Origin of the sequence: Blastococcus goldschmidtiae, assembly GCF_031845325.1 — a bacterium.
Lineage (GTDB): Bacteria > Actinomycetota > Actinomycetes > Mycobacteriales > Geodermatophilaceae > Blastococcus > Blastococcus goldschmidtiae.
Genome location: NZ_JAVREI010000016.1, coordinates 1 through 24516, shown reverse-complemented (window position 1 = coordinate 24516; position 24516 = coordinate 1). Strand labels below are relative to the sequence as shown.

20 protein-coding genes and 1 pseudogene are annotated in these 24516 nt (G+C 73.7%); 13 read left to right on the top strand and 8 right to left on the bottom strand.

Annotation, left to right across the window (positions count from 1 at the left end; translation table 11 throughout):
* Positions 1–5 precede the first annotated feature (5 nt).
* The gene (locus RM425_RS17930) at positions 6–833 is read left to right on the top strand and encodes a sulfurtransferase (RefSeq protein ID WP_311346583.1); all 828 of its coding nucleotides are present in this window, start codon (positions 6–8) and stop codon (positions 831–833) included.
* Here the strand turns inward: RM425_RS17930 and RM425_RS17925 are convergent, their stop codons facing one another.
* The 4 genes from RM425_RS17925 to RM425_RS17910 form a co-directional block, all read right to left on the bottom strand.
* The gene (locus RM425_RS17925; protein WP_311346582.1) at positions 834–1562 is read right to left on the bottom strand and encodes a DUF881 domain-containing protein; all 729 of its coding nucleotides are present in this window, start codon (positions 1560–1562) and stop codon (positions 834–836) included. It abuts the gene before it with no gap.
* A gap of 17 nt (positions 1563–1579) precedes the next feature.
* On the bottom strand, positions 1580–2308 hold the full coding sequence (locus RM425_RS17920; protein WP_311346641.1) for a sirohydrochlorin chelatase: 729 nt from the start codon (positions 2306–2308) through the stop codon (positions 1580–1582).
* A gap of 104 nt (positions 2309–2412) precedes the next feature.
* The gene (locus RM425_RS17915) at positions 2413–3174 is read right to left on the bottom strand and encodes an SDR family oxidoreductase (RefSeq protein WP_311346581.1); all 762 of its coding nucleotides are present in this window, start codon (positions 3172–3174) and stop codon (positions 2413–2415) included.
* Positions 3174–6047: an aconitate hydratase gene (locus RM425_RS17910; protein ID WP_311346580.1), complete on the bottom strand. Its 2874-nt coding sequence runs from the start codon at positions 6045–6047 to the stop codon at positions 3174–3176. The genes RM425_RS17915 and RM425_RS17910 overlap by 1 nt, the downstream gene beginning before the upstream one ends.
* A gap of 245 nt (positions 6048–6292) precedes the next feature.
* Here RM425_RS17910 and RM425_RS17905 point away from each other — a divergent pair, with 245 nt between their 5' ends.
* The 9 genes from RM425_RS17905 (at position 6293) to RM425_RS17865 (ending at position 16181) form a co-directional block, all read left to right on the top strand.
* Positions 6293–7363: a phosphatase PAP2 family protein gene (locus tag RM425_RS17905; protein WP_311346579.1), complete on the top strand. Its 1071-nt coding sequence runs from the start codon at positions 6293–6295 to the stop codon at positions 7361–7363.
* Positions 7360–8115 carry an SIR2 family NAD-dependent protein deacylase gene (locus tag RM425_RS17900; protein ID WP_311346578.1) on the top strand — a complete coding sequence of 252 codons (756 nt, stop codon included), beginning with the start codon at positions 7360–7362 and terminating at the stop codon, positions 8113–8115. The genes RM425_RS17905 and RM425_RS17900 overlap by 4 nt, the downstream gene beginning before the upstream one ends.
* Positions 8112–8468, top strand: coding sequence for a DUF1772 domain-containing protein (locus RM425_RS17895; protein WP_311346577.1), 357 nt, complete (start codon positions 8112–8114; stop codon positions 8466–8468). Before RM425_RS17900 ends, RM425_RS17895 begins: the two co-directional genes overlap by 4 nt.
* A gap of 92 nt (positions 8469–8560) precedes the next feature.
* Complete coding sequence (gene glsA, locus RM425_RS17890) at positions 8561–9493, top strand: glutaminase A (protein ID WP_311346576.1); 933 nt, start codon at positions 8561–8563, stop codon at positions 9491–9493.
* Positions 9494–9587: 94 nt separating this feature from the next.
* On the top strand, positions 9588–11123 hold the full coding sequence (locus RM425_RS17885; protein ID WP_311346575.1) for a long-chain-fatty-acid--CoA ligase: 1536 nt from the start codon (positions 9588–9590) through the stop codon (positions 11121–11123).
* A 199-nt stretch (positions 11124–11322) separates the two neighbouring features.
* Positions 11323–12738, top strand: coding sequence for an NlpC/P60 family protein (locus RM425_RS17880; RefSeq protein ID WP_311346574.1), 1416 nt, complete (start codon positions 11323–11325; stop codon positions 12736–12738).
* A 265-nt stretch (positions 12739–13003) separates the two neighbouring features.
* A complete protein-coding gene (locus RM425_RS17875) occupies positions 13004–14215 on the top strand; it encodes a MoxR family ATPase (RefSeq protein WP_311346573.1) in 1212 nt (403 codons plus the stop codon).
* Positions 14212–15228, top strand: a complete 1017-nt coding sequence (locus RM425_RS17870; RefSeq protein WP_311346572.1) for a DUF58 domain-containing protein — start codon at positions 14212–14214, stop codon at positions 15226–15228. The genes RM425_RS17875 and RM425_RS17870 overlap by 4 nt, the downstream gene beginning before the upstream one ends.
* Positions 15225–16181 carry a VWA domain-containing protein gene (locus RM425_RS17865; RefSeq protein ID WP_311346571.1) on the top strand — a complete coding sequence of 319 codons (957 nt, stop codon included), beginning with the start codon at positions 15225–15227 and terminating at the stop codon, positions 16179–16181. The genes RM425_RS17870 and RM425_RS17865 overlap by 4 nt, the downstream gene beginning before the upstream one ends.
* 28 nt (positions 16182–16209) lie before the next feature.
* Here the strand turns inward: RM425_RS17865 and RM425_RS17860 are convergent, their stop codons facing one another.
* Positions 16210–17925, bottom strand: a complete 1716-nt coding sequence (locus RM425_RS17860) for a SpoIIE family protein phosphatase (protein WP_311346570.1) — start codon at positions 17923–17925, stop codon at positions 16210–16212.
* Positions 17926–18011: 86 nt separating this feature from the next.
* Here RM425_RS17860 and RM425_RS17855 point away from each other — a divergent pair, with 86 nt between their 5' ends.
* Positions 18012–18392 carry an ArsR/SmtB family transcription factor gene (locus tag RM425_RS17855; RefSeq protein WP_311346569.1) on the top strand — a complete coding sequence of 127 codons (381 nt, stop codon included), beginning with the start codon at positions 18012–18014 and terminating at the stop codon, positions 18390–18392.
* 34 nt (positions 18393–18426) lie between these two features.
* Here RM425_RS17855 and RM425_RS17850 read toward each other — a convergent pair whose 3' ends face one another.
* Positions 18427–19398, bottom strand: coding sequence for a quinone oxidoreductase family protein (locus tag RM425_RS17850; protein ID WP_311346568.1), 972 nt, complete (start codon positions 19396–19398; stop codon positions 18427–18429).
* 348 nt (positions 19399–19746) lie between these two features.
* Here RM425_RS17850 and RM425_RS17845 point away from each other — a divergent pair, with 348 nt between their 5' ends.
* Positions 19747–20589 carry an SMP-30/gluconolactonase/LRE family protein gene (locus tag RM425_RS17845; protein WP_311346567.1) on the top strand — a complete coding sequence of 281 codons (843 nt, stop codon included), beginning with the start codon at positions 19747–19749 and terminating at the stop codon, positions 20587–20589.
* A 150-nt stretch (positions 20590–20739) separates the two neighbouring features.
* Here RM425_RS17845 and RM425_RS17840 read toward each other — a convergent pair whose 3' ends face one another.
* Together RM425_RS17840 and RM425_RS17835 are read right to left on the bottom strand one after the other, a co-directional pair.
* The gene (locus RM425_RS17840) at positions 20740–21600 is read right to left on the bottom strand and encodes an NYN domain-containing protein (protein ID WP_311346566.1); all 861 of its coding nucleotides are present in this window, start codon (positions 21598–21600) and stop codon (positions 20740–20742) included.
* Positions 21601–22112: 512 nt separating this feature from the next.
* On the bottom strand, positions 22113–23849 hold the full coding sequence (locus RM425_RS17835) for a DUF429 domain-containing protein (RefSeq protein ID WP_311346565.1): 1737 nt from the start codon (positions 23847–23849) through the stop codon (positions 22113–22115).
* A gap of 363 nt (positions 23850–24212) precedes the next feature.
* On the opposite strand from RM425_RS17835, the pseudogene RM425_RS17830 reads away from it, so the two are divergent.
* Positions 24213–24371 (top strand): annotated as a pseudogene (locus RM425_RS17830) (integrase core domain-containing protein); the annotation flags it as partial.
* Positions 24372–24516: the final 145 nt, after the last annotated feature.

Here is a 24516-nt window from a genome sequence, read left to right as displayed (position 1 = left end):
ACGCGGTGAGCGACGTGCTCGTCGGGGCCGCCGATGTGCTGGCGGCGGGGGAGCGGCCGGTGCTGCTCGACGTCCGCTGGGCGCTGGGCGACGACCGGGGGCGCGAGAAGTACCTGGCCGGTCACCTGCCGGGTGCGGTCTACATCGACCTGGAGACCGAGCTCGCCGACCCACCCACTGCCGCGCTGGGCCGGCACCCGCTGCCGTCGGTACAGCGACTGCAAGTACACGTCCGGCGCTGGGGCGTGCGCGCGGACCGGCCCGTCGTCGTCTACGACGACTCCGGTGGTCTGGCGGCGGCACGGGCGTGGTGGCTGCTCCGCTGGGGCGGCCTGACCGACGTGCGGCTGCTCGACGGGGGGCTGCGCGCCTGGGTCCGTGCCGGCGGGCAGCTCGAGGCCGGCGACGTCGTTCCGCCGCCCGGGGACGTCGTCCTGCGCGGCGGTGGCATGCCGGTGATCGAGGCCGAGGACGCCGCTGCCCTGCCCGGTGGCGGCGGGGTCCTGCTGGACGCCCGTGCCGCCGAGCGCTACCGCGGCGACGTCGAACCGGTCGATCCGCGGGCGGGTCACGTGCCCGGTGCCACGAGCGCCCCGACGACCGGCAACCTCACCGGCGAGGGGACCTTCCGCCCGGCGCACGACCTGGCTGCGAGGTTCGCGGCGCTGGGTGCCCGTCCGGGCCGCACCGTGGGCGTCTACTGCGGCTCGGGCGTGACCGCCGCGCACGAGGTGGCGGCCCTGGCGGTCGCGGGCATCGAGGCGGCGCTGTGGCCGGGGTCGTGGTCGCAGTGGTCGACGGACCCCGACCGGCCGGTGGCGACGGGCGGCTGATCAGCCGTCGGAGACGACGCTGTCGATCGAGAGCGCGTCGGACTGGGTGACCGTGGCCGATCCGCCGGTGCGAGCCACGTCGGCGACCACGCCTCCCGAGACGTTGAGGGCCACCTCGAGATCGGTGGGCGGCCCGATGGCGAGGATCTCGTAGGGCGACCTCAGCTCCTGCCCGTCGATGGTCAGCTCGCCGGGCGTCCCATCGACGTAGCTGGAGGTCACCACCCGGATCCCGTCGATCTCGATGGCCTCGGCGCCCGCCCCACGCAGCTCCTGGATGGCGTCGAGCAGCACGGCCGGGGTGACGGCGCCGTCGGGGTCCTGGACCACCAGGCGCAGCCCGGGGCCCTGGGCGGGCAGCGTCCCGGTGAGGATCCCGATGGCCTCGGCGCGGCGCTGGGCCTCGGCCAGCGCCGACCCCGACTGCGTGCGGCCCCCGCTGAGCTCCTCGACGGCCTGCTCCCGCTCGGCGAGCCGCTGGCGCAGCTGCTCCTCGCGGGTGTCGAGCTCGTCGAGGATGCGGACGAGGTCGGCCTCGGTCGCCCCCGTGAGCTCGTCGGCCTCCTCGGTGCTGCGGATCTGGACGACGAGCCCGAAGCCCAGGACCAGCGCCAGCGCCGCGGTGACGACACCGGAGATCACCCGGTTCCACCGTCGGCCGCCCGACGGCGTCGTCTCTGGGCTCGGGGAGGCCGCCTCGGGGGCCTGCCCGTCGATCGGGTCGCTCATCGTGGCCCCACCCTAGGTCACCGGACGGCCGGGGCAGCCCCATCGGGAGTCGGCGGAACGGCGGCGTCGTAGCGGTCGAGCAGGACCTCGGCGATCCGCTCGTCGGGCAGCAGGGGAGCGGTGACGAGGTCGGCTCCGGCGCCGGCGAGCTTGTCGTGGAAGTGCCCCGGGGCGAGCAGGTAGGCGGCGAGCACGACGCGCTCGGCGCCGGCCCGCCGGGCTGCGGCGACGGCGTCCGGCACCGGGGGTCGGGCGGCCGATCCGTAGCCGGTGGTCACGGGTCCGGCCCACGAGCGCTGGAGCAGAGCGGCGGTGTTCTCGACGTCGGCGACCGAGCGCGGATCGCTGGAACCGGCGGCTGCCAGGACGACGGCGGTGCGCCGGTCGCGCGGGTCGGCCCCGGCGTCCACCAGCCGGTCGTGCAGGACGGCGACCAGCCGCGGGTCGGGGCCCAGGGGGCGCGCGGCCACCGTGCCCTCGGCGCCGGCGACGGCGTCCGCGATGTCCACGTGCACGTGGTAGCCGCCCGACAGCAGCAACGGGACGACGACGGCGGGACGCCCCTCGGCGGTCAGCCCGGCCACCACGTCGACCACGGTGGGGGGCTGCACGTCGACGAAGGCCGCCGTGGTGACGAGGCCGGGGCGCACCTGCCTGGCGGTCAGTGCCAGCTCGGCGATCAGCCGCCGCCCGGTAGGGTTCCGGGTGCCGTGCGCGCACGCGACGAGGACGGGGCCCCCTCGCAGGGGCCCGCCCCGAGCGTCGATCGGCCCCGCTGCAGGGTCCCGCCGCGAGCTCGCGAGTGGCGGGGGGCAGGGGGGTCCTTCTAGGGGGGTGAGGGGGTGTTTCTTCACAGCGCCCTGAGGGCGCCGCCGTCGACGGGGACCATCGCCCCCGTGACAAAGGAGGCGGCGGGGGAGAGGAGGAAGGCGGCTGTGCGGCCGAACTCGGCGGGCTCGCCCATCCGGCGCAGCGGGATCGCCGCCTCGGTACGGGCACGCGCCGCGGCGGGGTCGCCGGACGCGGCCTCGATCTCGGCGATCCGGTCGGTGGCCACGCTGCCGGGCATCAGGCCGTTGACCCGGATGCCGCGCGGCCCGAGCTCGTCGGCCAGCGCCTTCGCCGTCATCGCCAGACCCGGGCGCAGGGCGTTGGAGATGGCGAGGTTGCGGATCGGCTGACGCACCGAGGTGGACAGCACGAAGACGATCGAGGCGCCCTCGGTGAGGTGCGGGACCAGCGCCCGCACCAGCCGTAGCGGGCCGAGCAGCACGCTCTCGACCGCCGCCCGCCAGTCGTCCTCCGACGTCTCCAGCACCGGGCCCTGCGCCGGCCCGCCGACGCTCAGCAGCAGGCCGTCGACCTGCCCGAGCCGCTCGTGCGCCTCGGTGACCAGCCGCTCGGCGGCGTCGGCGTCGGCGAGGTCGGCCGAGGTGCCGAATGCCGCCGGCGCCCCGCCGAGCGAGGCGACGGCGGTGTCCACGGAGTCGGCGGAGCGGGAGCTGACCAGCACCCGGGCCCCGTCGTCGACGAGGGCCCGGGCGGTCGCGAACCCCAGCCCCCGGCTCGCGCCGGTGAGCAGGAATCCGCGACCGCCCAGGCCCAGGTCCATCAGGCGGCCGAACCCCGCAGCGAGCGCAGCACGTACTGCATGATCCCGCCGTTGCGGTAGTAGTTCGCCTCGCCAGGGGTGTCGATGCGGACGCGGGCCTCGAACTCCACGTCCCCGGCCTTCACCTTGACGGTCCGCGGCACGGAGCCGTCGTTGAGGGCGGTGATGCCGGTGATCGTGAACTCCTCGTCGCCGGTCAGGCCGAGGGACTCGCGGTCCTGGCCCTCGGGGAACTGCAGCGGCAGGACGCCCATGCCGATGAGGTTCGAGCGGTGGATCCGCTCGTAGCTCTCGGCGATGACCGCCTTGACGCCCAGGAGCGCCGTCCCCTTGGCGGCCCAGTCGCGCGACGAGCCCGAGCCGTACTCCTTGCCGGCCAGCACGACCAGCGGGATGCCGGCGTCGATGTAGGCGCGCGAGGCGTCGTAGATCGTCGTCGTCTCGCCGGTGAGGTGGTTCTTGGTGACGCCACCCTCGGTGCCGGGCACCAACTGGTTGCGCAGCCGGATGTTGGCGAAGGTGCCGCGGATCATGACCTCGTGGTTCCCGCGGCGGGAGCCGTAGGAGTTGAAGTCGCGACGGTCCACGCCGTGCTCGCGCAGGTATTTCCCGGCCGGGCTGTCGGCCTTGATCGAGCCGGCCGGCGAGATGTGGTCGGTGGTCACCGAGTCGCCGAGCACCGCCAGGGTGCGGGCGTCGGTGATGTCCTCGACCGGAGCGGGCTCGGCGGGCATGCCCTCGAAGTACGGAGGACGCCGGACGTAGGTGCTGTCCTCGGCCCACTCGAAAGTGTCACCGGTCGGCGTGGGCAGGTTCTGCCACTGCTCGGTGCCGGCGAACACGTCCTCGTAGCTGCGGCCGAACTGCTCCGCGGAGACGGCGTGGTCGATGACCCGCTGGACCTCCTGCGGCGACGGCCAGATGTCGCGCAGGAAGACGTCGTTGCCGTCCTGGTCCTGGCCGAGCGGGTCGTTGTTCAGGTCGACGTCCATGGAGCCGGCCAGCGCGTAGGCGATGACCAGCGGCGGGGAGGCCAGGTAGTTCATCTTGACGTCGGGGTTGATCCGGCCCTCGAAGTTGCGGTTGCCCGAGAGCACCGAGACGACGGCCAGGTCGGCCTCGTTGACCGCGGCGGAGACCGGTTCCGGCAGCGGACCGGAGTTGCCGATGCAGGTGGTGCAGCCGTAGCCGACCAGGTAGAAGCCCAGCTTCTCCAGGTACGGGGTGAGCTCGGCCTTCTCGTAGTAGTCCATGACGACCTTGGACCCGGGGGCCAGCGTCGTCTTGACCCACGGCTTGCTGGTCAGCCCGCGCTCGACGGCGTTCTTGGCCAGCATGGCCGCGCCGATCATCACCTGCGGGTTGGACGTGTTGGTGCAGGAGGTGATGGCGGCGATGACGACGGAGCCGTGGTCGATCTCGGTCTCCGTGCCGTCCTCCATGACGACCTTCGTGGGCTTGCGCGGCCGCTCGTCCACGGGGTGCCCGTCGACGTGGTGCGGCTTGCCGGCCTCACCGTTGCCGCTCTCGGACGGCGCGGCCGGGTCGGAGGCCGGGAAGGACTCCGCCGAGGCCTCGTCGACCGCGGAGGTGACGCCGTAGGGCTTCTCCTGCGCCGGGACGCCGGGCTTGCGGTCCTCGCCGCCGGTCTCGTCGGCGGCCACGTAGTCCTTGAGCGCCTCGCGGAAGGCGGGCTTGGCGTCGGTGATCGCGACCCGGTCCTGCGGGCGCTTCGGGCCGGCGATCGAGGGGACGACGGTGCCGAGGTCGAGCTCGAGGTACTCGGAGAAGGCCGGCTCGCGGGAGGCGTCGTGCCACAGGCCCTGCTCCTTGGCGTAGGCCTCGACCAGCTTGACCTGCTGCTCGTCGCGGCCGGTCAGCTCCAGGTAGGTGATGGTCTCCTCGTCGATGGGGAACATCGCCGCGGTCGAGCCGAACTCCGGGCTCATGTTGCCGATCGTCGCGCGGTTGGCCAGCGGGACGGCGGAGACGCCCTCGCCGTAGAACTCGACGAACTTCCCGACCACGCCGTGCTGGCGGAGCATCTCGGTGATGGTGAGGACCAGGTCGGTCGCGGTGGCGCCGTCCGGGAGCTGGCCGAAGAGCTTGAAGCCAACGACGCGGGGGATGAGCATCGAGACGGGCTGGCCGAGCATCGCGGCCTCGGCCTCGATGCCGCCGACGCCCCAGCCCAGCACGCCCAGGCCGTTGACCATCGTGGTGTGGCTGTCGGTGCCCACGCAGGTGTCCGGGTAGGCGATCACGCGGTCGCCTTCCTTCCGCGGGAAGACCACGCGGGCCAGGTGCTCGATGTTGACCTGGTGGACGATGCCGGTGCCGGGCGGGACGACCTTGAAGTCGCTGAACGCGCCCTGGCCCCAGCGCAGGAACTGGTAGCGCTCGCCGTTGCGCTCGTACTCGATCTCGACGTTGCGCTCGAACGAGTCCTCGGTGCCGAAGATGTCGGCGATCACGGAGTGGTCGATGACCAGCTCGGCCGGGGCGAGCGGGTTGATCTTCTGCGGGTCGCCGCCGAGGGTGGCCATGGCCTCGCGCATGGTGGCGAGGTCGACGATGCAGGGCACGCCGGTGAAGTCCTGCATGACCACGCGGGCCGGGGTGAACTGGATCTCCTGGTCGGGCTCGGCCGACGGGTCCCAGTTGGCGATCGCCCGGATGTGGTCGGCGGTGATGTCCGCGCCGTCCTCGGTTCGCAGCAGGTTCTCGAGGAGGACCTTCAGGCTGAAGGGCAGCTTCTCGGAGCCCTCCACCGCGTCGAGTCGGTAGATGTCGTAGTCGGTTCCGTCGACCGAGAGCGTCGACCGGGCTCCGAAGCTGTCTCTGGTCCTGCTAGTCGTTCCGCCGTCTGCCACTCTTCTGCGCCTACCCCTCGCTGGTTCGTCGCGGCTGGTTCGTCGCGCTCGTGTCCATCCCCGATCATCCCAGTTCGCGGAGCGATGCACCGGGTCAGGCAACCCTTCCTTCCTCCGGTGACGTCGGTCACCGGAGACGACCCACCGGACCCAGCGGCCACGGGCGTCCCGCGGGTGCCCGCCGCAGGGTGAACGGGGGCCGAATTCCTGCCATCGGGACCTGCGGCCGCTTAGCGTGCCCGGCCATGACCGTGGTCGAGAAAGCGGCGATCACCGCGGCGATCCCCGCTCCGCGGAGCCCCCTTCCCGACGCGGCCCGGGCCACGCTCGCCGGTGGGCCGGCGCGCACTCCCGACGTCCCGGGCGTCCGCCCCGATCGGCGCCGGGTGGTGCGCCGGGTCCTGCTCTCCCTCCTTTGCGCGTCCTTCGCCGGCGCCTGCGTGCTGGAGGGGCTGCCCACCGACCGGATCGTCCTGCTCGGTTGGGTGGTCGCCGGGCTGGCGCTCTACGCCGTCGCCGACGGCGTGCGCCGCCTGGGCCGGCTGCTCGCCGACTGGCTGCCCCTGGTGGCCCTGCTGCTCGCCTACGACGCCAGCCGGGGGCTCGCCGACGGGTTCGGGGCGCCGGTGCACGTGAGCGAGCCGGCCGCGGCGGACCGGTGGCTGGGGGCGGGCCACCTGCCCACCGTCGTGCTGCAGGCGCACTGGGACGCCGCCTGGTGGCAGGCGCTGGCGACGCTGGTCTACGCCAGCCACTTCGTCGTCACGCCGCTGGTCCTGGCGGTCCTGTGGGTCCGCGACCGCCGGCGCTGGGTGCGCTACGCCCGGCTGGTCATCGCGTTGTCGGCGGCCGGGCTGGTCACCTACGTGCTCTACCCGGCGGCGCCGCCGTGGCTGGCGGCGCGGGACGGCGTCATCGAACCCGTCCGCCGGCTCAGCGGCGCGGGGTGGGAGGTCCTCGGGCTCCCCCGCGCGGGGGCGCTGCTCGCCGACAGCCAGGGGCAGGTCAACCAGGTGGCGGCCGTGCCCTCGCTGCACACCGCCTTCGCCGTCCTGACCTGCCTGGTGCTCCTTCCCGTGGCGCGGCGGACGTGGCAGCGGCTGCTGCTGCTCGCCTACGGACCGACGATGGCGCTGGTCCTGGTGTGGGCGGGGGAGCACTACGTCGTCGACACCCTGCTGGGTGCGGTCTACGCCGCCGGCGTCGTCCTCGTCGCCGCACGGGCCCGGCCGCTCGTCGCCCGCGCCCGGCCGCGGGTCCGCGGGGCCGTCCTCCGGCACCGGGGACGGGTCCCGGCTCCTACCGTGGAGGTGTGACCGGCGCCGTCCCCGAGCCCCTGCCCGACTGGCTGACCACGGCCGCGCGGATCACCGCGCTGACCGGTGCGGGCATCTCGACCGACAGCGGCATCCCGGACTACCGCGGCCCGCAGGGCGTGTGGACCCGCGATCCCGACGCCGAGAAGCTCGTGACGCTGTCGTACTACGTGGCCGACCCCGACATCCGCCGCCGTGCCTGGCTGATGCGCCGCGAGATGAGTGCCCGCCGGCCGCGACCGAACGCCGGGCACGCCGCGCTCGCCGACCTCGAACGGCGGGGGCGACTGCGCATGCTCGTGACGCAGAACGTCGACGGGCTGCACCAGGCCGCCGGCTCCTCGCCGGAGCGGGTGGTCGAGATCCACGGGACGGTGCACGAGGTCGAGTGCCTCGGGTGCGGCGAGCGGTCGTCGATGACCGAGGCGCTGGAGCGGGTCGAGGCGGGGGAGGCCGATCCGGCCTGCCTGGTCTGCGGCGGCATCCTCAAGTCGGCGACGATCAGCTTCGGTCAGGAGCTGGACGCCCGGTCCGTCGAGGCCGCGGTCGCCGCGGCGCGCGACTGCGACGTCTTCCTGGCGGTCGGCACGTCGCTGCAGGTGTGGCCGGTCGCGGGGCTGGTCGAGGTGGCGCTGCGGGGCGGCGCGCAGGTCGCCATCGTCAACGCCGAGCCGACCCCGTTCGACGAGCTCGCCTCGCTCGTGGTCTCCGAGCCCATCGGGACGGCGCTGCCGCGGCTCCTGGCCAGGTGATCCTGCTCGTCGCGCACCTGGCGCTCACGGCGGCGTACGCCGGGTTCCAGTGGACCGTGCGAGTGCTGGTCCACCCGCAATTCGCCCGGGTGCCGCCCCCGGCCTCCGCCGCCTACGAGCGCAGCCACCAGCGGCTGGTCACCCGGGTCGTCGGTCCGCTCTTCGCCGGTCAGGGCGTCACCACGATGCTGCTCCTGGCGGTGCGGCCCGCGGCGGTGCCGCTGCTCCCGGTGCTCGCCGGGGCAGCGCTGCTGGCCGCGGTGCTGGGGATCACGGCGTTCCTCGCCGTCCCGCTGCACCGCCGGCTCGACGCCGGCACGGCCACCGCGGCGTGGGCGCTGCTGGCCGCCTGACCGCTCGACCGCGGCGTCGGTTCCGCGGTTCCGGCAGCGGGCGGTGCCGGCTCGGACCGGCCTCGCGCAGCGGGCCGTGGCACCGTGCAGGGGTGCCCACGACCTCCTCCGACCTGCCCGACGACCTCACCGGGATCCTCGACGACGTGGCGGCCGAGGCCCGCCCGCTGGCCGAGGACGACGAGGTGGACGAGCCGGGGAACGGGCCCGACCGCTTCGCGCTGGCACTGTGCGAGCTGGACGGCACCGAGCACGTCGCCGGCGACGCCGACGTCGGCTTCGAGGTGCAGAGCGTGGTCAAGGTGTTCGCGCTGGCTGCGGCGCTCCAGCACGTCGGCGAGGACGTGTTCCGGCGGGTGGGCCGGGAGCCCTCCGGGGACCCGTACGACTCGCTGGTGCAGCTCGAGCGTGAGCACGGCGTGCCCCGCAACCCGTTCATCAACGCGGGTGCGGTCGTCGTCTGCGACGTGCTGGTGGAGGCCACCGGATCGCCGGACGGGGCGCGGGCGGCGGTCACCGACCTGCTGTCGGACCTGGTGGGAGAGCGGCTCGAGCCCCACCGCGGAGCGCTCGACGAGGAACGCGCCGGCAGCTCCATGAACCTGGCCATGGGCCACCTGATGAGCTCGTTCGACAACTTCCGGAACCCGGTCGCCGACGTGGTGGACGCCTACGCACAGCTGTGCGCCCTGGCGGTGACCACCCGTCAGCTGGCGCGGGCCGCCCGGTTCCTCGCCGCCGACGGGGTGAACCCACGCACCGGCGACCGGGTACTGACCGAGCCGCTGGCCCGCCGGGTGAACGCGGTGATGATGACCTGCGGAACGTACGACGCGGCCGGTCAGTTCGCCTACGACGTGGGCTTCCCGTGCAAGAGCGGGGTCGACGGCGCGGTGATGGGCGACGTCCCCAACCGGTTCGGGGTCTGCGCGTGGTCCCCGCCGCTGGACGCCGCCGGCAACTCCCGGGCCGGTCGGGCGGCGCTGCACCTCCTCAGCGAGCGGCTGGGGCTGTCCCTGCTGTAGTCCCGCACCCTCGCGACGGTCAGCGGCCGCTAGCGTGACGGGGACCACGTCGAGCGGCCGGTGCGGAGCCGGTCACGGACCCCGGGGAGCCGGCATGCGCGTGCCCTTGACCACCCGCGACTTCCTGGAGCGGGCCGAGCTCGTCTACGGCGACCGGATCGGGATCGTGGACGAGCCGACCCAGCCCGCGCCGTCGCTCGGCGGGCTCAGCTACCGGGAGGTCGCCCGGCGCGGGCGTGCCCTGCAGGCGGCCCTCGACGAGCTGGGCATCGGCGTGGGGGAGCGGGTGGCGATCGTCAGCCACAACGCCGCCCGGCTGCTGGAGGTGCTGCTCGCCGTCCCCGCGTCGGGGCGGGTGGCGGTACCGATCAACTTCCGGCTCTCCCCGGAGGAGGTGGAGTACATCGTCGGGCACTGCGGTGCACGGGTGCTCCTCGTCGACCCGGAGCTGGAGTCCTCCCTGGGGCACGTGACGGCGGAGCACCGGTTCGGCACGGGGGAGGAGTACGAGCAGCTGCTGCGCTTCGACGTCGAGCCCCGGCCGTGGGCGGAGCCCGACGAGGACGCGACGGCGACGATCAACTACACCTCCGGCACGACGGCGCGGCCCAAGGGCGTGCAGATGACCCACCGCAACCTGTGGATCAACGCGGTCACCTTCGGCATGCACATGCAGGTCAGCGACCGCGACGTCTACCTGCACACGCTGCCGATGTTCCACTGCAACGGCTGGGGTCTGCCGTACACGATGGCCGGTCTGGGCGCGCAGCAGATCGTGCTGCGCAAGGTCGACGGCGCCGAGATCCTCCGCCGCGTCGAGGAGCACGGCGTCACGGTCATGGCCGGGGCGCCGGCGGTGTGGAACGCCGTCCTGGAGGCGGCCGCCGACTGGGACGGCGAGATCCCCGGCCGGGACAGGGTGCGCATCATCGTGGCCGGCGCTCCGCCGCCGTCGAAGACCATCGCCCGGGTGGAGGCCGAGCTCGGCTGGGAGTTCAACCAGATCTACGGCCTCACCGAGACCGCGCCGCTGCTCACGATCAACCGGCCGCGCGCCGAGTACGACGACCTCGAGCCCGAGGAGCGCGCCAAGCGGCTGTCCCGCGCCGGTGTCCCGGCCCTCGGCACGCGCATGCGGACCAGCGAGTCCGGCGAGGTGCTGGCGCAGGGCAACACCGTGCTGGCCGGCTACTGGGAGAACCCGGACGCCTCGGCCGAGGCGCTGGAGGGCGGCTGGTTCCACACCGGCGACGGCGGCACGATCGACGACGGCGGCTACGTCACGATCTCTGACCGCAAGAAGGACGTGATCATCACCGGCGGCGAGAACGTGTCCTCGATCGAGGTGGAGGACGTGGTCTTCAGCCACCCGGCGGTCGCGGAGGTCGCGGTCATCGGCGTCCCCGACGACAAGTGGGGCGAGATGGTCACCGCGATCGTCGTCGTCGCCGAGGGCGAGCAGGTCACCGAGGCCGACATCGTCGCCCACTGCCGCGGGAAGATCGCCGGCTACAAGATCCCGAAGCGGGTCGAGTTCCGGGACGAGCTGGCACGGACCGCCACCGGCAAGATCCAGAAGTTCAAGCTCCGCGAGTCCTTCTGGGAGGGCGCCGAGCGCCAGGTCAACTGAAGAAGGGCCACCCTTCCCCCCACGCCTCGCAGCCTCGGCGCGGGCCCCTGAAGGGTGGCCGTTCCAGCACGTCACCTGAGCGTGTCGTCCCACCCCGAGGGGTGAGGCGGCGCTCAACGACGTCGTCGCGCCGACCGATGCCTTCTCGACGGCACCCCTCCCGGGTGCCCACCGTCGAGAAGTCGGAAGAGGTCGCGACGTGCACAGCGGTATCCCGGACAGCCAGGCGTGGTCGGCGTGGCGGCGTGGAGCGCTGCGGGCAGGAGGGACGGCGATCGCCGCCGCGGTCCTCGTCGGCCTCGCGCCCGCCGTCGCCGGCGCGACCCCCGGCGCACCCAGCGACGGCGAGATCTCCACCGCCCAGGCCCAGGCCGACGCCGTCGCCGCCCGCATCGGCGCCCTCGACGCGCAGCTCACCGCCACGCAGGCCGCGGTGGACGGCGCACGCGAGCAGGCCCTGCTCGCGCTCGACGACTACCAGGCCACCGAGGAGGCCGCCGACGCCGCGCGGCGGCACGCGGAGGATGCCGCAGCCAAGGCCACCCGGGCGACCGCCGAGCTCGGCGTGGCCCGCGACGACCTCGTCTCCTTCGCCCGCCGCACGTACATGGAAGGCAGCACCAGCCCGGGCGCCAGTGCGCTGCTGACCGCCGGCAGCCCGGGCCAGCTGATCGAGCGCGCCGCGCTGCTCGAGGCGGCCGGCTCGCACCGCAGCGACGTCCTGGACCGCGTGACGGTCCTGCAGGACCGGGCGAGCAAGGCCGACATCGTCGCCCGCACCGCCCTCGTGCAGGCCGACGAGCTGCGGCAGCAGGCGGCCGAGGAACTCGAGGTCGCCCGGACGGCAGAGGCGTCCGCCCGCGCCCAGCAGGCACAGGTGCGCACCGAGCAGGCCGCGGTGCAGGCCGAGCTGGCCGAGGCCGAGCGGCAGCTGACCACCCTGGTCGGCGCCCGGGAGGCCGCCGAGCTCGCGGCCGCCGAGCGGGCCGCCGCCGCCGAGCGCGCCGCCGCCGAGCGGCCGGCGCCTGTCGTCCCCGCACCGGACGTTCCCGAGGCCGCGACCCCCGACGTGCCGGCCGCACCTCCGGCACCGCCGGCCGCACTTCCGGCACCGCCGGCCGCACCTCCGGCTCCGCCGGTCGCGTCCCCCGCTCCGCCGGCCGCGCCGGCTCCGCCCGCAGGCCCCCCGGCCGGGCCCGGCTCGTCCTCGGCCGCGCAGACCGCGATCGCCGCGGGCATGCGCTACATCGGCACCCCCTACGCCTGGGGCGGCGGGGGACGGCAGGGCCCCGGCTGGGGCTGGGGCATCGACCTGGGTGTCTTCGGCTTCGACTGCAGCGGACTGACCCAGTACGCCTACGGGCAGGCCGGCATCTCGATCCCGCGCAACAGCCGCGCCCAGTACGCCCAGCTGCCGAAGGTCGCCCGCGGCGCGCTGCAGCCCGGTGACCTGGTCTTCTGGGCCACCGATCCCAGCCGGCCCTCGACCATCTACCACGTGGCGATCTACCTGGACGGCGACCGGATCCTCGAGGCGCCGGAGAGCGGCAAGCACGTCCGGACGACGGCGATGCGCTGGGGCCAGTACGCCGGCGCGGTGCGTCCCAGCGCGTAGCCGGGACGGCCGGCCAGAGGTACGAGGCGTCGGGCAGCCACGGGGGGAGCTGCCCGACGCACCCCGAAGATTAGCAGTCATGGCAGGTCGCCGGCAGCCTTCGAGCGCGGTCGGCGGCCGGGGGAGGCGCTCCTCGCGGCGCCTCCGTCACGGCGTCCAGCTGTCGCCCAGGAAGGTGTAGGACACTGGGCGGGGGGACGGCTGTGCCGCCCCGTCGACGGCCTCCCCAGTTCCGGGGCCGCGGCCCGCACGACCAGGGAGCCCCGTGACGAGCGCTGCCAGCACGCCGACCGAGAACTCGCCCGCGCAGGCGGGCGGCCCGGTGCCGCCGGCGACCGACGCCGCCCGGCTCGAGCGGGTGCTGTTCGAGATCAAGCGGGTCATCGTCGGCCAGGACCGCCTCGTCGAGCGGATGCTCGTCGCGCTACTGGCCCGCGGGCACGTGCTGCTCGAGGGCGTCCCCGGCGTCGCCAAGACCCTCGCCGTCGAGACCCTGGCCACAGCCGTCGGCGGGAAGTTCGCCCGCCTCCAGTTCACTCCCGACCTGGTGCCGGCCGACATCATCGGCACGCGCATCTACAAGTCCGGCCAGGACGCCTTCGACACCGAGCTCGGCCCGGTCTTCGCGAACTTCGTGCTCACCGACGAGATCAACCGCGCCCCGGCCAAGGTCCAGTCCGCGCTGCTGGAGGTCATGGCCGAGCGGCAGGTCTCCATCGGCGGGGTCACCCACCCGCTGCCCGACCCCTTCCTCGTGCTGGCCACGCAGAACCCGATCGAGTCCGAGGGCGTCTACCCGTTGCCCGAGGCGCAGCGGGACCGCTTCCTGATGAAGGTGCTCGTCGACTACCCGAGCCCTGAGGAGGAGCGGGAGATCATCTACCGCATGGGTTCGGAGCCCCCGGTCGCCGCGACCGTGCTCGGGCCCGACGAGCTGCGCCGGCTGCAGAAGACCGCTTCCTCGGTGTTCGTGCACCATGCGCTGGTCGACTACGTCGTGCGCCTGGTCGTGGCGACCCGCACGCCGCGGGAGCACGGCATGGAGGACGTCGCGACGTGGGTCTCCTACGGCGCCAGCCCCCGTGCCTCGCTCGGCCTGATCGCCGCCAGCCGCGCGCTCGCCCTGGTCCGCGGCCGCGACTACGTCCTGCCGCAGGACGTCCTGGACATCACCGCCGACGTGCTGCGCCACCGGCTGGTGCTCTCCTACGACGCCCTGGCCGACGGCGTGCCCGCCGACCACATCGTCAAGCGCATCGTGCAGACGGTGCCGTTGCCCCAGGTGGCTCCGCGGCAGAACGCCGGCGGCTTCGGCCCGGGCGCAGGGGGCGGCCCGCAGGTGCCGCAGTTCGGCCCGCCGCAGGGCATGCCCGCGCAGGGTGCGACGGCCTACGGCGCGCCGGGCCATGGGGCGCACGCCGCTCCGCCCGCGCAGGGCGGTCCGGGCGCCAACGGGCACGGACCGCGCCCGGCGTGATCCGGCGTCGTCGCAGCGCCGAGCCACCCGCGGCGGGCTCCACGCATCCCGGCCTCCTGCTGCACGACGCCGGGGACAGCCCCGGCGCGGACAGCGGCGCCCCCCCGCGTTTCACCGACGGCCCGGCCGACGTGCTGCTGCGCCGCCTCGAGCTGACCGTGCGACGTCGCCTGGACGGGCTGCTGCAGGGCGATCACCTGGGCCTGGTCCCCGGCTCGGGGTCCGAGGCCGGCGACTCGCGCACCTACCACCCGGGTGACGACGTCCGCCGCATGGACTGGCCGGTCACCGCGCGCACCCAGGTGCCGCACGTGCGGGAGACGATCGCCGATCGCGAGCTGGAGACGTGGGCGGTGGTCGATCTGTCGGCCAGCCTCGACTTCGGCACCGCCAACTGCCAGAAGCGCGACCTCGCCATCGCCGGCCTGGCCGCCGTCGGGCACCTGACGGTGCACGGCGGCAACCGGTTGGGGGCCGTCGTGACGACGGGTGAGCGGGTGGACCGCCACCCCGCGCTGCCGGGCCGGGTGGCCGCCGAACGGCTGCTGCGCTCCGTCGTCGCCACCCCGCGGGCCGAGGGCGGACGCCGGGGCGACCTGGCCGCCGCCCTGGAGACGCTGCGCCGGCCGGAGCGCCGCCGGGGCCTGGTCGTGGTCATCTCCGACTTCCTGGGCGACAGCGACTGGGAACGTCCGCTGCGCGCGCTGGGCACCCGGCACCAGCTGCTGGCCATCGAGGTCGTCGACCCGCGCGAGCTCGAGCTCCCCGACGTGGGCCTGCTGACCGTGGTCGATCCCGAGAGCGGGCAGACGCTGGAGGTGCCGACGGGGGACGCCGAGTTCCGGGCGCGCTTCGCGCAGGGCGCGGCGGCGGAGCGGGCGCGCATTGCCGCCGCCCTGCGCCGGGCGGGTGCCGGGCACCTGCAGCTGCGCACCGACCGGGACTGGCTCATGGACGTCGTGCGATTCGTCGGCGACCAGCGACGAGCAGGCTCGGGAGGGGCGTCGCGATGACATTCCAGGCACCGTGGTGGCTGCTCGGCCTGCTCGTGGTCGCGGCGCTGGTGGCGTTCTACGTCGTCCTGCAGCTGCGCCGCAAGGCCTACGCGGCCCGGTTCACCAACGTCGCCCTGCTGGGCTCGCTGGTGCCCAAGCGGCCGGGCTGGCGACGGCACGTCGCCTTCGGTCTCGTCGCCCTCGGGATCGCCACGCTGGTGGTGTCGCTCGCCATGCCGAGCACCGAGGTGCGGGTGCCCCGCGAGCGGGCGACGGTGATCATGGCCGTCGACGTCTCGCTGTCGATGGAGGCCCGCGACGTCGAGCCCAGCCGCTTCCGGGCGATGCAGAAGGCGGCGCAGGAGTTCGTCGACGTCCTGCCCGAGCGGATCAACCTCGGGCTGGTCGCCTTCGCCGGCACCGCCAGCACCCTCGTGCCGCCCACCACCGACCGGGAGCAGGTGCGCAGCGCCATCAGCAACCTGGAGCTGGCGGAGTCGACGGCGATCGGCGAGGCGGTCTTCACCTCGCTCACCGCGATCCAGAACTTCCAGGCCAGCCTGGCGGCCGACGGCCAGGAGGCGCCCCCGGCGCGGGTGGTCCTGCTCTCGGACGGCTTCATCACGGTGGGCCGCGACGAGAACCAGGCGATCGCCGCCGCGAAGGACGTCTCGATCCCCGTCTCGACCATCGCGTTCGGCACCGACTACGGCACCCTCGACCTGGACGGGGAGAGCGTGCCGGTGCCGGTGGACCGCGCGACGCTGGAGAAGATCGCGGACGAGACCGGGGGCAGCTACAGCGAGGCGGCCAGCGCCGAGGAGCTGGAGGACGTCTACGCCGACCTGGGCAGCCAGATCGGGTACACGACCGAGGCACAGGACATCAGCCCGCGGTTCGTGCGGGTCGGCGTCCTGGTGCTCTTGGTCGGCGCCGCGCTCAGCCTGCTCTGGACCAACCGCCTGGTCTGACCGCCGCCGACGCCGCCCGGGACCGGGGTCAGCTGCCGGCGGGATCCGGGGGCGCGATGGGTGGCGTGTTCTCGGGGCCGGCCTCGTCCGGTCTCGGCCGGTCCTGCCGGTGCAGGCGGATGGCTACCAGCGCGACGTCGTCCTCCGGCCGGTCGTCGACGAGCCGCTCGATCAGCTGGTCGCACAGCTCGTCCAGCGGCCGGTCGGCGAGCTCGGCCGCCGCGGCCCGCAGCCGGTCCATCCCGTCGTCCAGGATCGAGTCGCGCCGTTCGATCAGCCCGTCGGTGTACAGCAGGACGGTCGTCTCGCGGTCCAGGCTGATCACCGACTCGCTGCGCTTCGCCGTGTGGTCGACGCCGAGCATGAGGTCGCCTCGCCAGCTCGCCAGCTCAGCGATGGTGCCGTCGGGGTGGATGATCAGCGGTGGCGGGTGCCCCGCGTTGGCCCAGCGCATGCGGGTGATGCCGCGCTCCAGGTCCTCCGGGGTCTGCTCGAACCGGGCCAGGGCAGCGGTGGCGTAGGTGGGCAGCTGCAGCTGGGTGATGGCCCCGTCGAGCATCGACAGCAGGTGGGCGGGACCGGCGTCGCCGGTGACGGCGATGCCGCGGAGCATGCTCCGCAACTGCCCCATGGACGCGGCGGCCGAGGTGTCGTGCCCGACGACGTCGCCGATGACGAGGGTGGTCGCCCCGTCCGGCTGGACGAAGGCGTCGTACCAGTCACCGCCGACCCGGGCGGCCTCGGCCGCGGGCAGGTAGCGCACCACGATGTGGGCGTGGTCGGGCTCGGGTGGCGCGGTCAGCATGCTCCGCTGGAGCTCCTGGGCGAGCTGCCGCTGCTGCTCGTACAGCCGGGCGTTGTCCAGGGCCAGCCCCGCCCGGTCGGCCACCTCGGTGGCGGTGGCGATGTCCGCGGGGTCGGGGAACCGGTGCCGGTCGTGCACGAGGGTGAGCGCGCCCAGGACGCGATCCGGTCCGCGGATCGGCAGCACGGTCATGCTGCCGGGCTCGAGCAGCCGGAGGAGCCGGCGGGCCTCGCCGGTGGCCACCGTGCCCAGCGCCGGACCGGTCAGCTGCGCGCCGGTGACGGAGACTGCGGCGCCTGTGGTCACCGCCCGCAGGAGCGGGGCCGTGGTCGGGGAGGAATCCTGCGCGGCGGCGGAGTAGCGCCGCACCAGGGGCACCTTCGCCGGGTCGACGTGCCACGCGCCGGCGTCCCGGAGGCTGCCGTCGGGGGCCAGCAGGGACACCATCGCCCAGCTGGCCAGGGCCGGCACGATCAACCGCGGGATGCGGCCCACCGCCGACGGCGCGTTGAGCGTGCCGACCAGGTCCTCGCTGACGCGGGCGAGCAGGGCGAGCCTCTCCACGGCCTGACGGCGCGCGGTCACCTCGCTGAAGTACAGCCAGAGCCCCATCCGCGTGGGCACGGCCTGGACCTCGAACCACTGGTTGAGCGGCTCGGGGTAGAAGGCCTCCACGGTCTGCGGCTGCCGGGTGGCGACCGCGTGGCGGTAGGCGCGGCCGAACTCGTTGTCCACGTTGGCCGGGAAAGCGTCCCAGTACGAGCGGCCCAGCAGGTCGGCGCGTTCGTAGCCCACCATCTGCTCACCCGCCGCGTTGACGAAGCGGACGGTCCAGTCCGTGTCCAGTTCCATGAGGCCGATCGGCATGGACTCCAGCGTCTGGGCGTCGGTGTCCTCCGCGTCGCCGGGTTCGCCGACCGTGGACCACCAGCGGGACATCACACCTCTTCAGCAGTCGATCCTTTTAGGTACTTGACGAACTTATCAAGCACTACAGAAGAATGCGTGCCCGATATGCTGAGGGCGTGCCGTTCACTCCCGGCCGCCCGCTGGCCGAGGCCAAGGCGGACCTCTTCAAGGCCCTCGCCCACCCGGCGCGGATCCGGGTGCTCGAGCTGCTGGCCGAGCGGGAGCGGACGATCGGCGAGCTGGCCGAGGAGACGGGCCTGGAGCTCTCCCACCTGTCGCAGCAGGTCAGCGTGCTGCGTCGCGCGGGCGCCGTGGGGAGCCGGCGCGTCCGGAACAACGTCATCTGCACGCTGTGCGACCCGCAGACCGCGGAGCTGCTCGCGGTGGCCCGGCGGATGCTGACCGCGAACCTCCGGCAGGGGCAGGTGCTGCTCGAGGCGCTGGACGGCGCCGAGGACGCCGTCGCGCTCGCCGACTCCACTCGCCCGCGGAGCTGACCGCCGGTCCAGGCACCGGGACCGGCGACCTGGCTCAGCGCGTCGGGTCGAGCACCAGCTTGCCGGTGGTGCGGCGGGCGAGCAGGTCCTGGTGCGCGTCGCGCACGTTGGACAGCGGGTAGCGCCCGCCGGCGACCGGCGTCAGCGAGCCGTCGGCGGTCATCGCCAGCAGGTCGGTCATCGCGGCATCCAGCATGTCGGGGCGGGCCATGCAGTGGGCCAGCCAGAAGCCGATGACCGCGCGGCTCTTCTGCATGAGCGCGCCCGGCGGCACCGACGGCGTCTCCTGACGGGCGGCCATCCCGTAGGTGGCCAGCCGGCCGAAGGGGGCCAGCGCGGACAGCGACCCGGAGAAGACGTTGCCGCCGGTCATCTCCATCACGATGTCGACGGGCTTGCCGTCGTTCGCCTCGCGGAGGGCGGCGGCGAACTGCTTGGGGTCGTCGTCGGCGAGCGCGGGGTCGACGGTGGCGTGCGCGCCGAGCTCCTCGGCCAGGCCGCGCTTCTCGGCGCTGGACGCGGTGGCGATGACCCGGCCGGCGCCCCACCGGCGGGCCAGCTGCACCGCGATCGAGCCGACGCCGCCGGCACCGGCGATGACGACGACGGACTCGCCCTCGGTGAGGTGCGCGGAGGTGCGCAGCAGGTGCCAGGCGGTCGTGCCCTGGAGGACCAGCGACAGCGCCTGCTCGTCGCTCACGCCGTCCGGCACGGCCCAGGTGAGGCGGTCGTTGGCGGCCACCTTCTCGGCGTAGCCGCCACCGTCGAGCAGGCCCACGACCCGCTGGCCGCCACCGACGGGGGTGCCGACGAACTCCGCGCCAGGGATCAGAGGCAGCTGCTGGGCGGCCAGGTAGGAGTTCTCGATCTGGTGGCTGTCGGCAAAGTTGACTCCTGCGGCACTCACCTCGTAGAGCTGCTGACCGGGTCCCGGAACGGGATCGGGCAGGTCGACGACGTCGAGGACCTCCGGGCCGCCGAAGCGGGTGATCTGCACAGCACGCATGCAGGGCACGCTACGGAACGACGGTCTCGACGGCGATGCCCGTCCGCCGCCCATCCGCGACGCTGAGGCCTACCTGCACGGCCGCGGTGAGCGTGAGCCCCGACGCGTGGACGGTGGAGGGCTCAGCCAGGGGAAGCCAACGGCGACGCCGTCTGCAGGCCATCGAAGACCACGCCCCACGCCGCCGGCGCGCGGATCAGGTGAGCCGGCACGGCTGCCCGTCGCCCTCCGGCTGTCGGTCGGACGGCCTGGGGCAGCCCGCAGGCCTGCGACGACGACTTCGCTGACCCCTGTGGGGCCCGAGCGCACGCCCGGTCGGCCTGCTGGAGGCCGACCTATCCTGCGCGGGTGACTGCCGAGACGACGACACTGGCCGACGGACTGGGTTTTCCGGAGGGACCGCGCTGGCACGGCGGCCGGCTCTGGTTCTCCGACTTCCACGACCGCCGGGTGCGCACGCTGACGCCGGACGGCGACCTGACCACGGTGCTCGACATCGACGACTCGCCGTCCGGGCTGGGCTGGACGCCCGAGGGCACCCTGCTCGTGGTGTCGATGCAGCGCCGGCTGCTGCTGGAGGTCGCCGGCGGCGAGCCGACCACGCGGGCAGATCTCACGGCACACACCCGGTTCCGGGCCAACGACATGGTCGTCGACGCGGCGGGCCGCGCCTACGTCAGCAGCTTCGGCTTCGACCTGCTACGCGGGGCGTCGGTGGAGCCGACGGTGTTGGTGCGCGCCGACCCCGACGGCAGTGTCACGGTCGTCGCCGAGGACGTCGTCTTCCCCAACGGGATGGTGCTGTCGCCGGACGGTCGGACCCTGGTGGTCGCCGAGACGTACGGTGCACGACTCACCGCCTTCGACGTCGCCGCCGACGGCTCCCTGTCGGGGCGGCGGGTCTTCGCCGAGACGCCGGGCATCGCGCCCGACGGAATCTGCCTGGACGCCGACGGCGACGTCTGGGTGGCCACGGCGCGTACGCCGGAGGTGGTACGGGTGCGCGAGGGCGGCGCGATCACCGGCAGGGTCGCCGTCGGCTCGGGGTCGCTGTCCTACGCCTGCGCGCTCGGCGGGGACGACGGTCGCACGCTCTTCGTCTGCACCGCGCCCAGCTGGGCCCAGGGCGGCCCGCGGGCTGGCCGGATCGAAGTGGCCCCGGTCGACGTCCCGGGGGCAGGCATGGGCTGACGCCGCCAGGTGGGGCGGGCGGCCAGCCCTTCCCTCACCACACGTGGAGGGACGACAGACATCAGCTCCGTTCCCATGTCGATGACCGGCCGCGTTGCGCGCTGCCCCGGCTCTTGCAGGATCTTCCGGGCGACTCGGCCGGTGTTCGAGTCAACTTCGCAGGCGGCGGACGAACACGTGAACCGCACCCGAGGAGGTCTGCTCCCGACGCATCTCCACGCTCGTCAGCGTGGCGACGAGCTCGCCGAGCTTCGCGTATCCGTAGTTCCGCGCGTCGAACGTCGGGTGCGCCGCGACGATGTGCCATCCGACCGTCGCCAGTGGGGCCCAGCCGTCCTCGCGGACTGCGGCGTCTATCGCCGGGACCACCACTTCCTCGACCGCCGGCAGCTCCGGCGGCGCCGAAGGATCAGGTTCATCGCCCGCCGCGGTGGCGGCGCCGACCCCAGCCGTGCCGGACGTGACCGCGTCCCGTCCGTTCGCCTCGACGGCGTCCAGCGGCTGGCCCAGCAGCACTTCGACGAAGGTGAAACGGTCGCATGCGTTGGTGAACGCCTGCGACGTCGTTCGCCGTCCGATTCCGTAGACCCGCCGCCCCGACTCCCGCAGCCGCAGCGCCAATCTCGTGAAGTCGCTGTCGGAGGACACCAGGCAGAACACGTCAATGTGCCCGGCGTACAGCAAGTCCATGGCATCGATGATCAGGGCGGTATCGGTGGCGTTCTTTCCCTTGACCCACGCGAACTGCTGCACCGGTGTGATCGCGTGCTTGGCCAGCTCTGGCCGCCACCCCGTCAGGTGAGGCCCCGCCCAGTCGCCGTAGGCGCGCTTGACCGCAAGGGTTCCGTGCTGCGCGGTCTCCGTCACCACTACCGACGCCGCTCGCGACGACAAGTTGTCGGCGTCGATTGATACCGCCACTCGTGCCAGCCCGTCGACGACGTAACCCCCAGGTGAAGAAGGCCGGCGCTCGGCACCGACACCGGGTCCAGTCTCTCTTCGCTCACCCATTGCATGCCCATCTAGATGCCCGGTGGTCGGCGCCCGCCGTCGTCGCGGCTGCGACTGCGCAACCCTTGCGGCTGGGGCTGGTGGGTGTCGGCGTACTTCACGCCGGCGGCCGAGACGTCGTGCAGGGTCTAACCCGGCCCCGCCTCCGGCTCGGGGACGTCGACGACGTCCAGGACCTCGGGACCGCCGAAGCGGGTGATCCGCACAGCACGCATGCGGGTGAAGCTATGACCTGCTCACGCCCGAACGTCATCCCGGCCAGTCCCGCCGGTCGCCGGCGACGCCGGCTGCCGGGGTGCTCGGCCGCTGCGTGGTGGTGAGCCGCCGGACCCAGAGGTGGACGTGGTCGTGCCATGGCGTGTCTCCGGACCGCTCGAGCCGGAGGGTGACCGCGCACAGGACTGCTGCGGCCCGGTGGACGACGGCGAGCTCGTCGTAGCGGGCGGACAGCGGGCGCCCGCAATCCCACCGCTGCTGGCGGGCTTCCCATCGCTCGCGCCGGCGGCCGCCGGTCAGCCGCCCGCGAGCCGCTGCAGCCGGGTGGTCAGCGCGGCCCGCCGGTCGGCGTTCCCGTGCAGTTCCACGTACCGCTGCCCGAAGCCGGCCAGCAGCGTGTCGTCCAGCCGACGCACGGCACCCGGGGGATAGCGGTAGTCCATCCGGGCCGGGATGCCGCTGTCGTCGGCGCCGCGCAGCACCTCGCCCAGCTCCTCCAGGCTGGTCACGCCCAGTTCCAGCAGCAGGCCGGAGATCCAGGTGTAGTGGTCCGGGCGCGACCAGCCGGCGTCGGCGTACTGCCCGGCCAGGAACGCAGCCAGCTCGCGGGGCGCGATCCGAGGGTCGTCGGGGTCGGTGTCGTCGGCCTCGTCGGCGGGGACTGGTGCCCGAAGGCGCTCGCGGATCGCGGTGAACTCCTGGTCGGCCAGCTCCAGCAACCCGGCGGCCAGGGTGAACCGGCGGTCGAACTCGGAGGCGTGCTCGGGCGGCACCGTGCCCTTGTAGCGGATGTCGTGCTCGAACTCAGCCCACGCGTGCTGCAGCACCGTGCGCACCTGCACCTGCACCACGCGCCCGACCAGCTCCGGCAGCTCGGGCGCCCGGCCCGGGTCCACGCCGATCAGCAGGTGCCGGCTGGAGTAACCGAACCGGCCCTGCTGCGCGGTCCGCCGACCCATGTCGCGGTCGTCGATCACCCGCATCTGCGCAGCCAGCAGCTCGGCCACCGCCTCCACGTCGCTCTGCACGTAGGTGATCACCCGCACGCCGATCTGGTCGGTGATCTCCCGCGCCGGGTCCGGGTAGGCAGGCACGCCGTCGACCGTGCGGGCCGCCTTCTCCGCGAACGAGGCGATGGTCTTCGTCCGCCCGGTCACCGACAGGTAGTTGATCCCGGCGTCGTCGAGCACCCCGGTGATGAGCGCGAGCGCCTGCGCCCCGGCGACCAGGGTCTCGGGCCGGCCGTCGGCGTACGCCTGGATGGCCTGCTGCACCGGGTCGGCCGCGGGTGCGGCAACCCGGGGGCCGGGCCGCAGGTCCGGCGGCAGGGTCGGGGTCACAATGGCGCCGCCGGCCGCGTCGCCGTAGGTGGTCACCTCGTCCGGGCGCCGGACGGCGATCCATCCCACGTAGGCACACACCACGGCGTCGACCTGGTCCTCCGCCACCCGCAGCTCGCTCTTGCGGGTGGCGGCCTGCACCTGCTGGCGCAGCCCGGCGAACGGTGCACCGAGGTCGAGCTCGACCACCGCGCCCAGCAGGTCGATGAGCAGCAGCAGCTCCGCACGCATCTGCTCGAGCACCCGGCCCGGCTTGTTCTTGTACTTCAGCGTGCGGCCCAGCCGGAACAGCGCCACCGTCGCCGCGTGCGGGTAGACCTCGATCGCCCGGCGGTTGCGGCCCGAGCGGGGATCGAGGTCCAGCCGCAGGCGCCGGCCGATCCGCCCGCCGCGGGTGTCACCATCGGTGAACTCGGGTTTGCCGGTGTTCGTCGGGTGCGCCCCGGCCTGGAACCTCGCGAAGTCGGCGTTGAGCGCCCGCTCGGCGGCCCGGTTGCCGGTGGCGTTGGTGACCACCAGCGGGGCGTCGATCGCCACGATGCACGGGCCGGCGGTGAACGGGGCCAGCGCGGTCTCGATCTGCTCGTCGGTGCGCACCGCGCTGACGTGCACCAGCCGGCCGGCGTCGTCCAGCACGGCGAGGCCGGTGGGTTGCTTGAGGCCCCAGGCGAGGTCGATCCCGATGTGCTGCACGGGGTCAGCCTGCCCTGCCCCACAACTCGTCGGGGCTTGTCCCGCGGGATATGCCTGGCCCGTGCGTGTGATGGTCCGCCCGAGGTCGCTCGGACGGGCGCCGTGCCACTGGCCGGCCCGTTCTCCGGTGGCCGAACGCGAGGACACGGACGAACTGCGCGGAACCGTCACGACACCGACTCCCCGCAGGCGTTGGTCTCCCGGACGCCCTCCCGTGGGCCGTCACCTGCGTCCGCATCCGCGGCGGGCACCTGTATCGGCTCCCACCGATGGCATCGGCGCGGCGCGAAGTCCGCCCACCGTGGGCGCATTCCACGAAGGTTCGGGCAAGGGCGCCCTCCATAGTGCGAAGGTCGAACGCTCAACCACACCCTGGTCACCGAGTGGGCCTACCGGCAGGTCTTCACCAGCAACGACCAGCGCGCCGCCGCCCTTGCCCCCTGGATCGAGCACTACAACACTCGACGCCGCCATAGCGCACTCGGCGGGCTCCCACCGGTCAGCCGCCTGGCACCAACCTGATGGCCGGGTACAACTAGCTGTGATGACCAGGCACGTTGGTCGAGGACCTGCGAGGACACGATCTGAGTTGTAGATGGGCGAAGGCCTCCCGGTGTGGAGTGGAGCTGTCGAGGAACCGCTCCGCCACCAGAGGAGGCCTTCGTGG

Excerpts from the sequence above, each read along its gene's own strand:
- RM425_RS17925 (WP_311346582.1), bottom strand. The coding sequence starts at position 1,562 with ATGAGCGACCCGATCGACGGGCAGGCCCCCGAGGCGGCCTCCCCGAGC.
- RM425_RS17915 (WP_311346581.1), bottom strand. The coding sequence starts at position 3,174 with ATGGACCTGGGCCTGGGCGGTCGCGGATTCCTGCTCACCGGCGCGAGC.
- RM425_RS17905 (WP_311346579.1), top strand. The coding sequence starts at position 6,293 with ATGACCGTGGTCGAGAAAGCGGCGATCACCGCGGCGATCCCCGCTCCG.
- RM425_RS17885 (WP_311346575.1), top strand. The coding sequence starts at position 9,588 with ATGCGCGTGCCCTTGACCACCCGCGACTTCCTGGAGCGGGCCGAGCTC.
- RM425_RS17865 (WP_311346571.1), top strand. The coding sequence starts at position 15,225 with ATGACATTCCAGGCACCGTGGTGGCTGCTCGGCCTGCTCGTGGTCGCG.
- RM425_RS17860 (WP_311346570.1), bottom strand. The coding sequence starts at position 17,925 with ATGTCCCGCTGGTGGTCCACGGTCGGCGAACCCGGCGACGCGGAGGAC.
- RM425_RS17850 (WP_311346568.1), bottom strand. The coding sequence starts at position 19,398 with ATGCGTGCTGTGCAGATCACCCGCTTCGGCGGCCCGGAGGTCCTCGAC.
- RM425_RS17840 (WP_311346566.1), bottom strand. The coding sequence starts at position 21,600 with ATGGGTGAGCGAAGAGAGACTGGACCCGGTGTCGGTGCCGAGCGCCGG.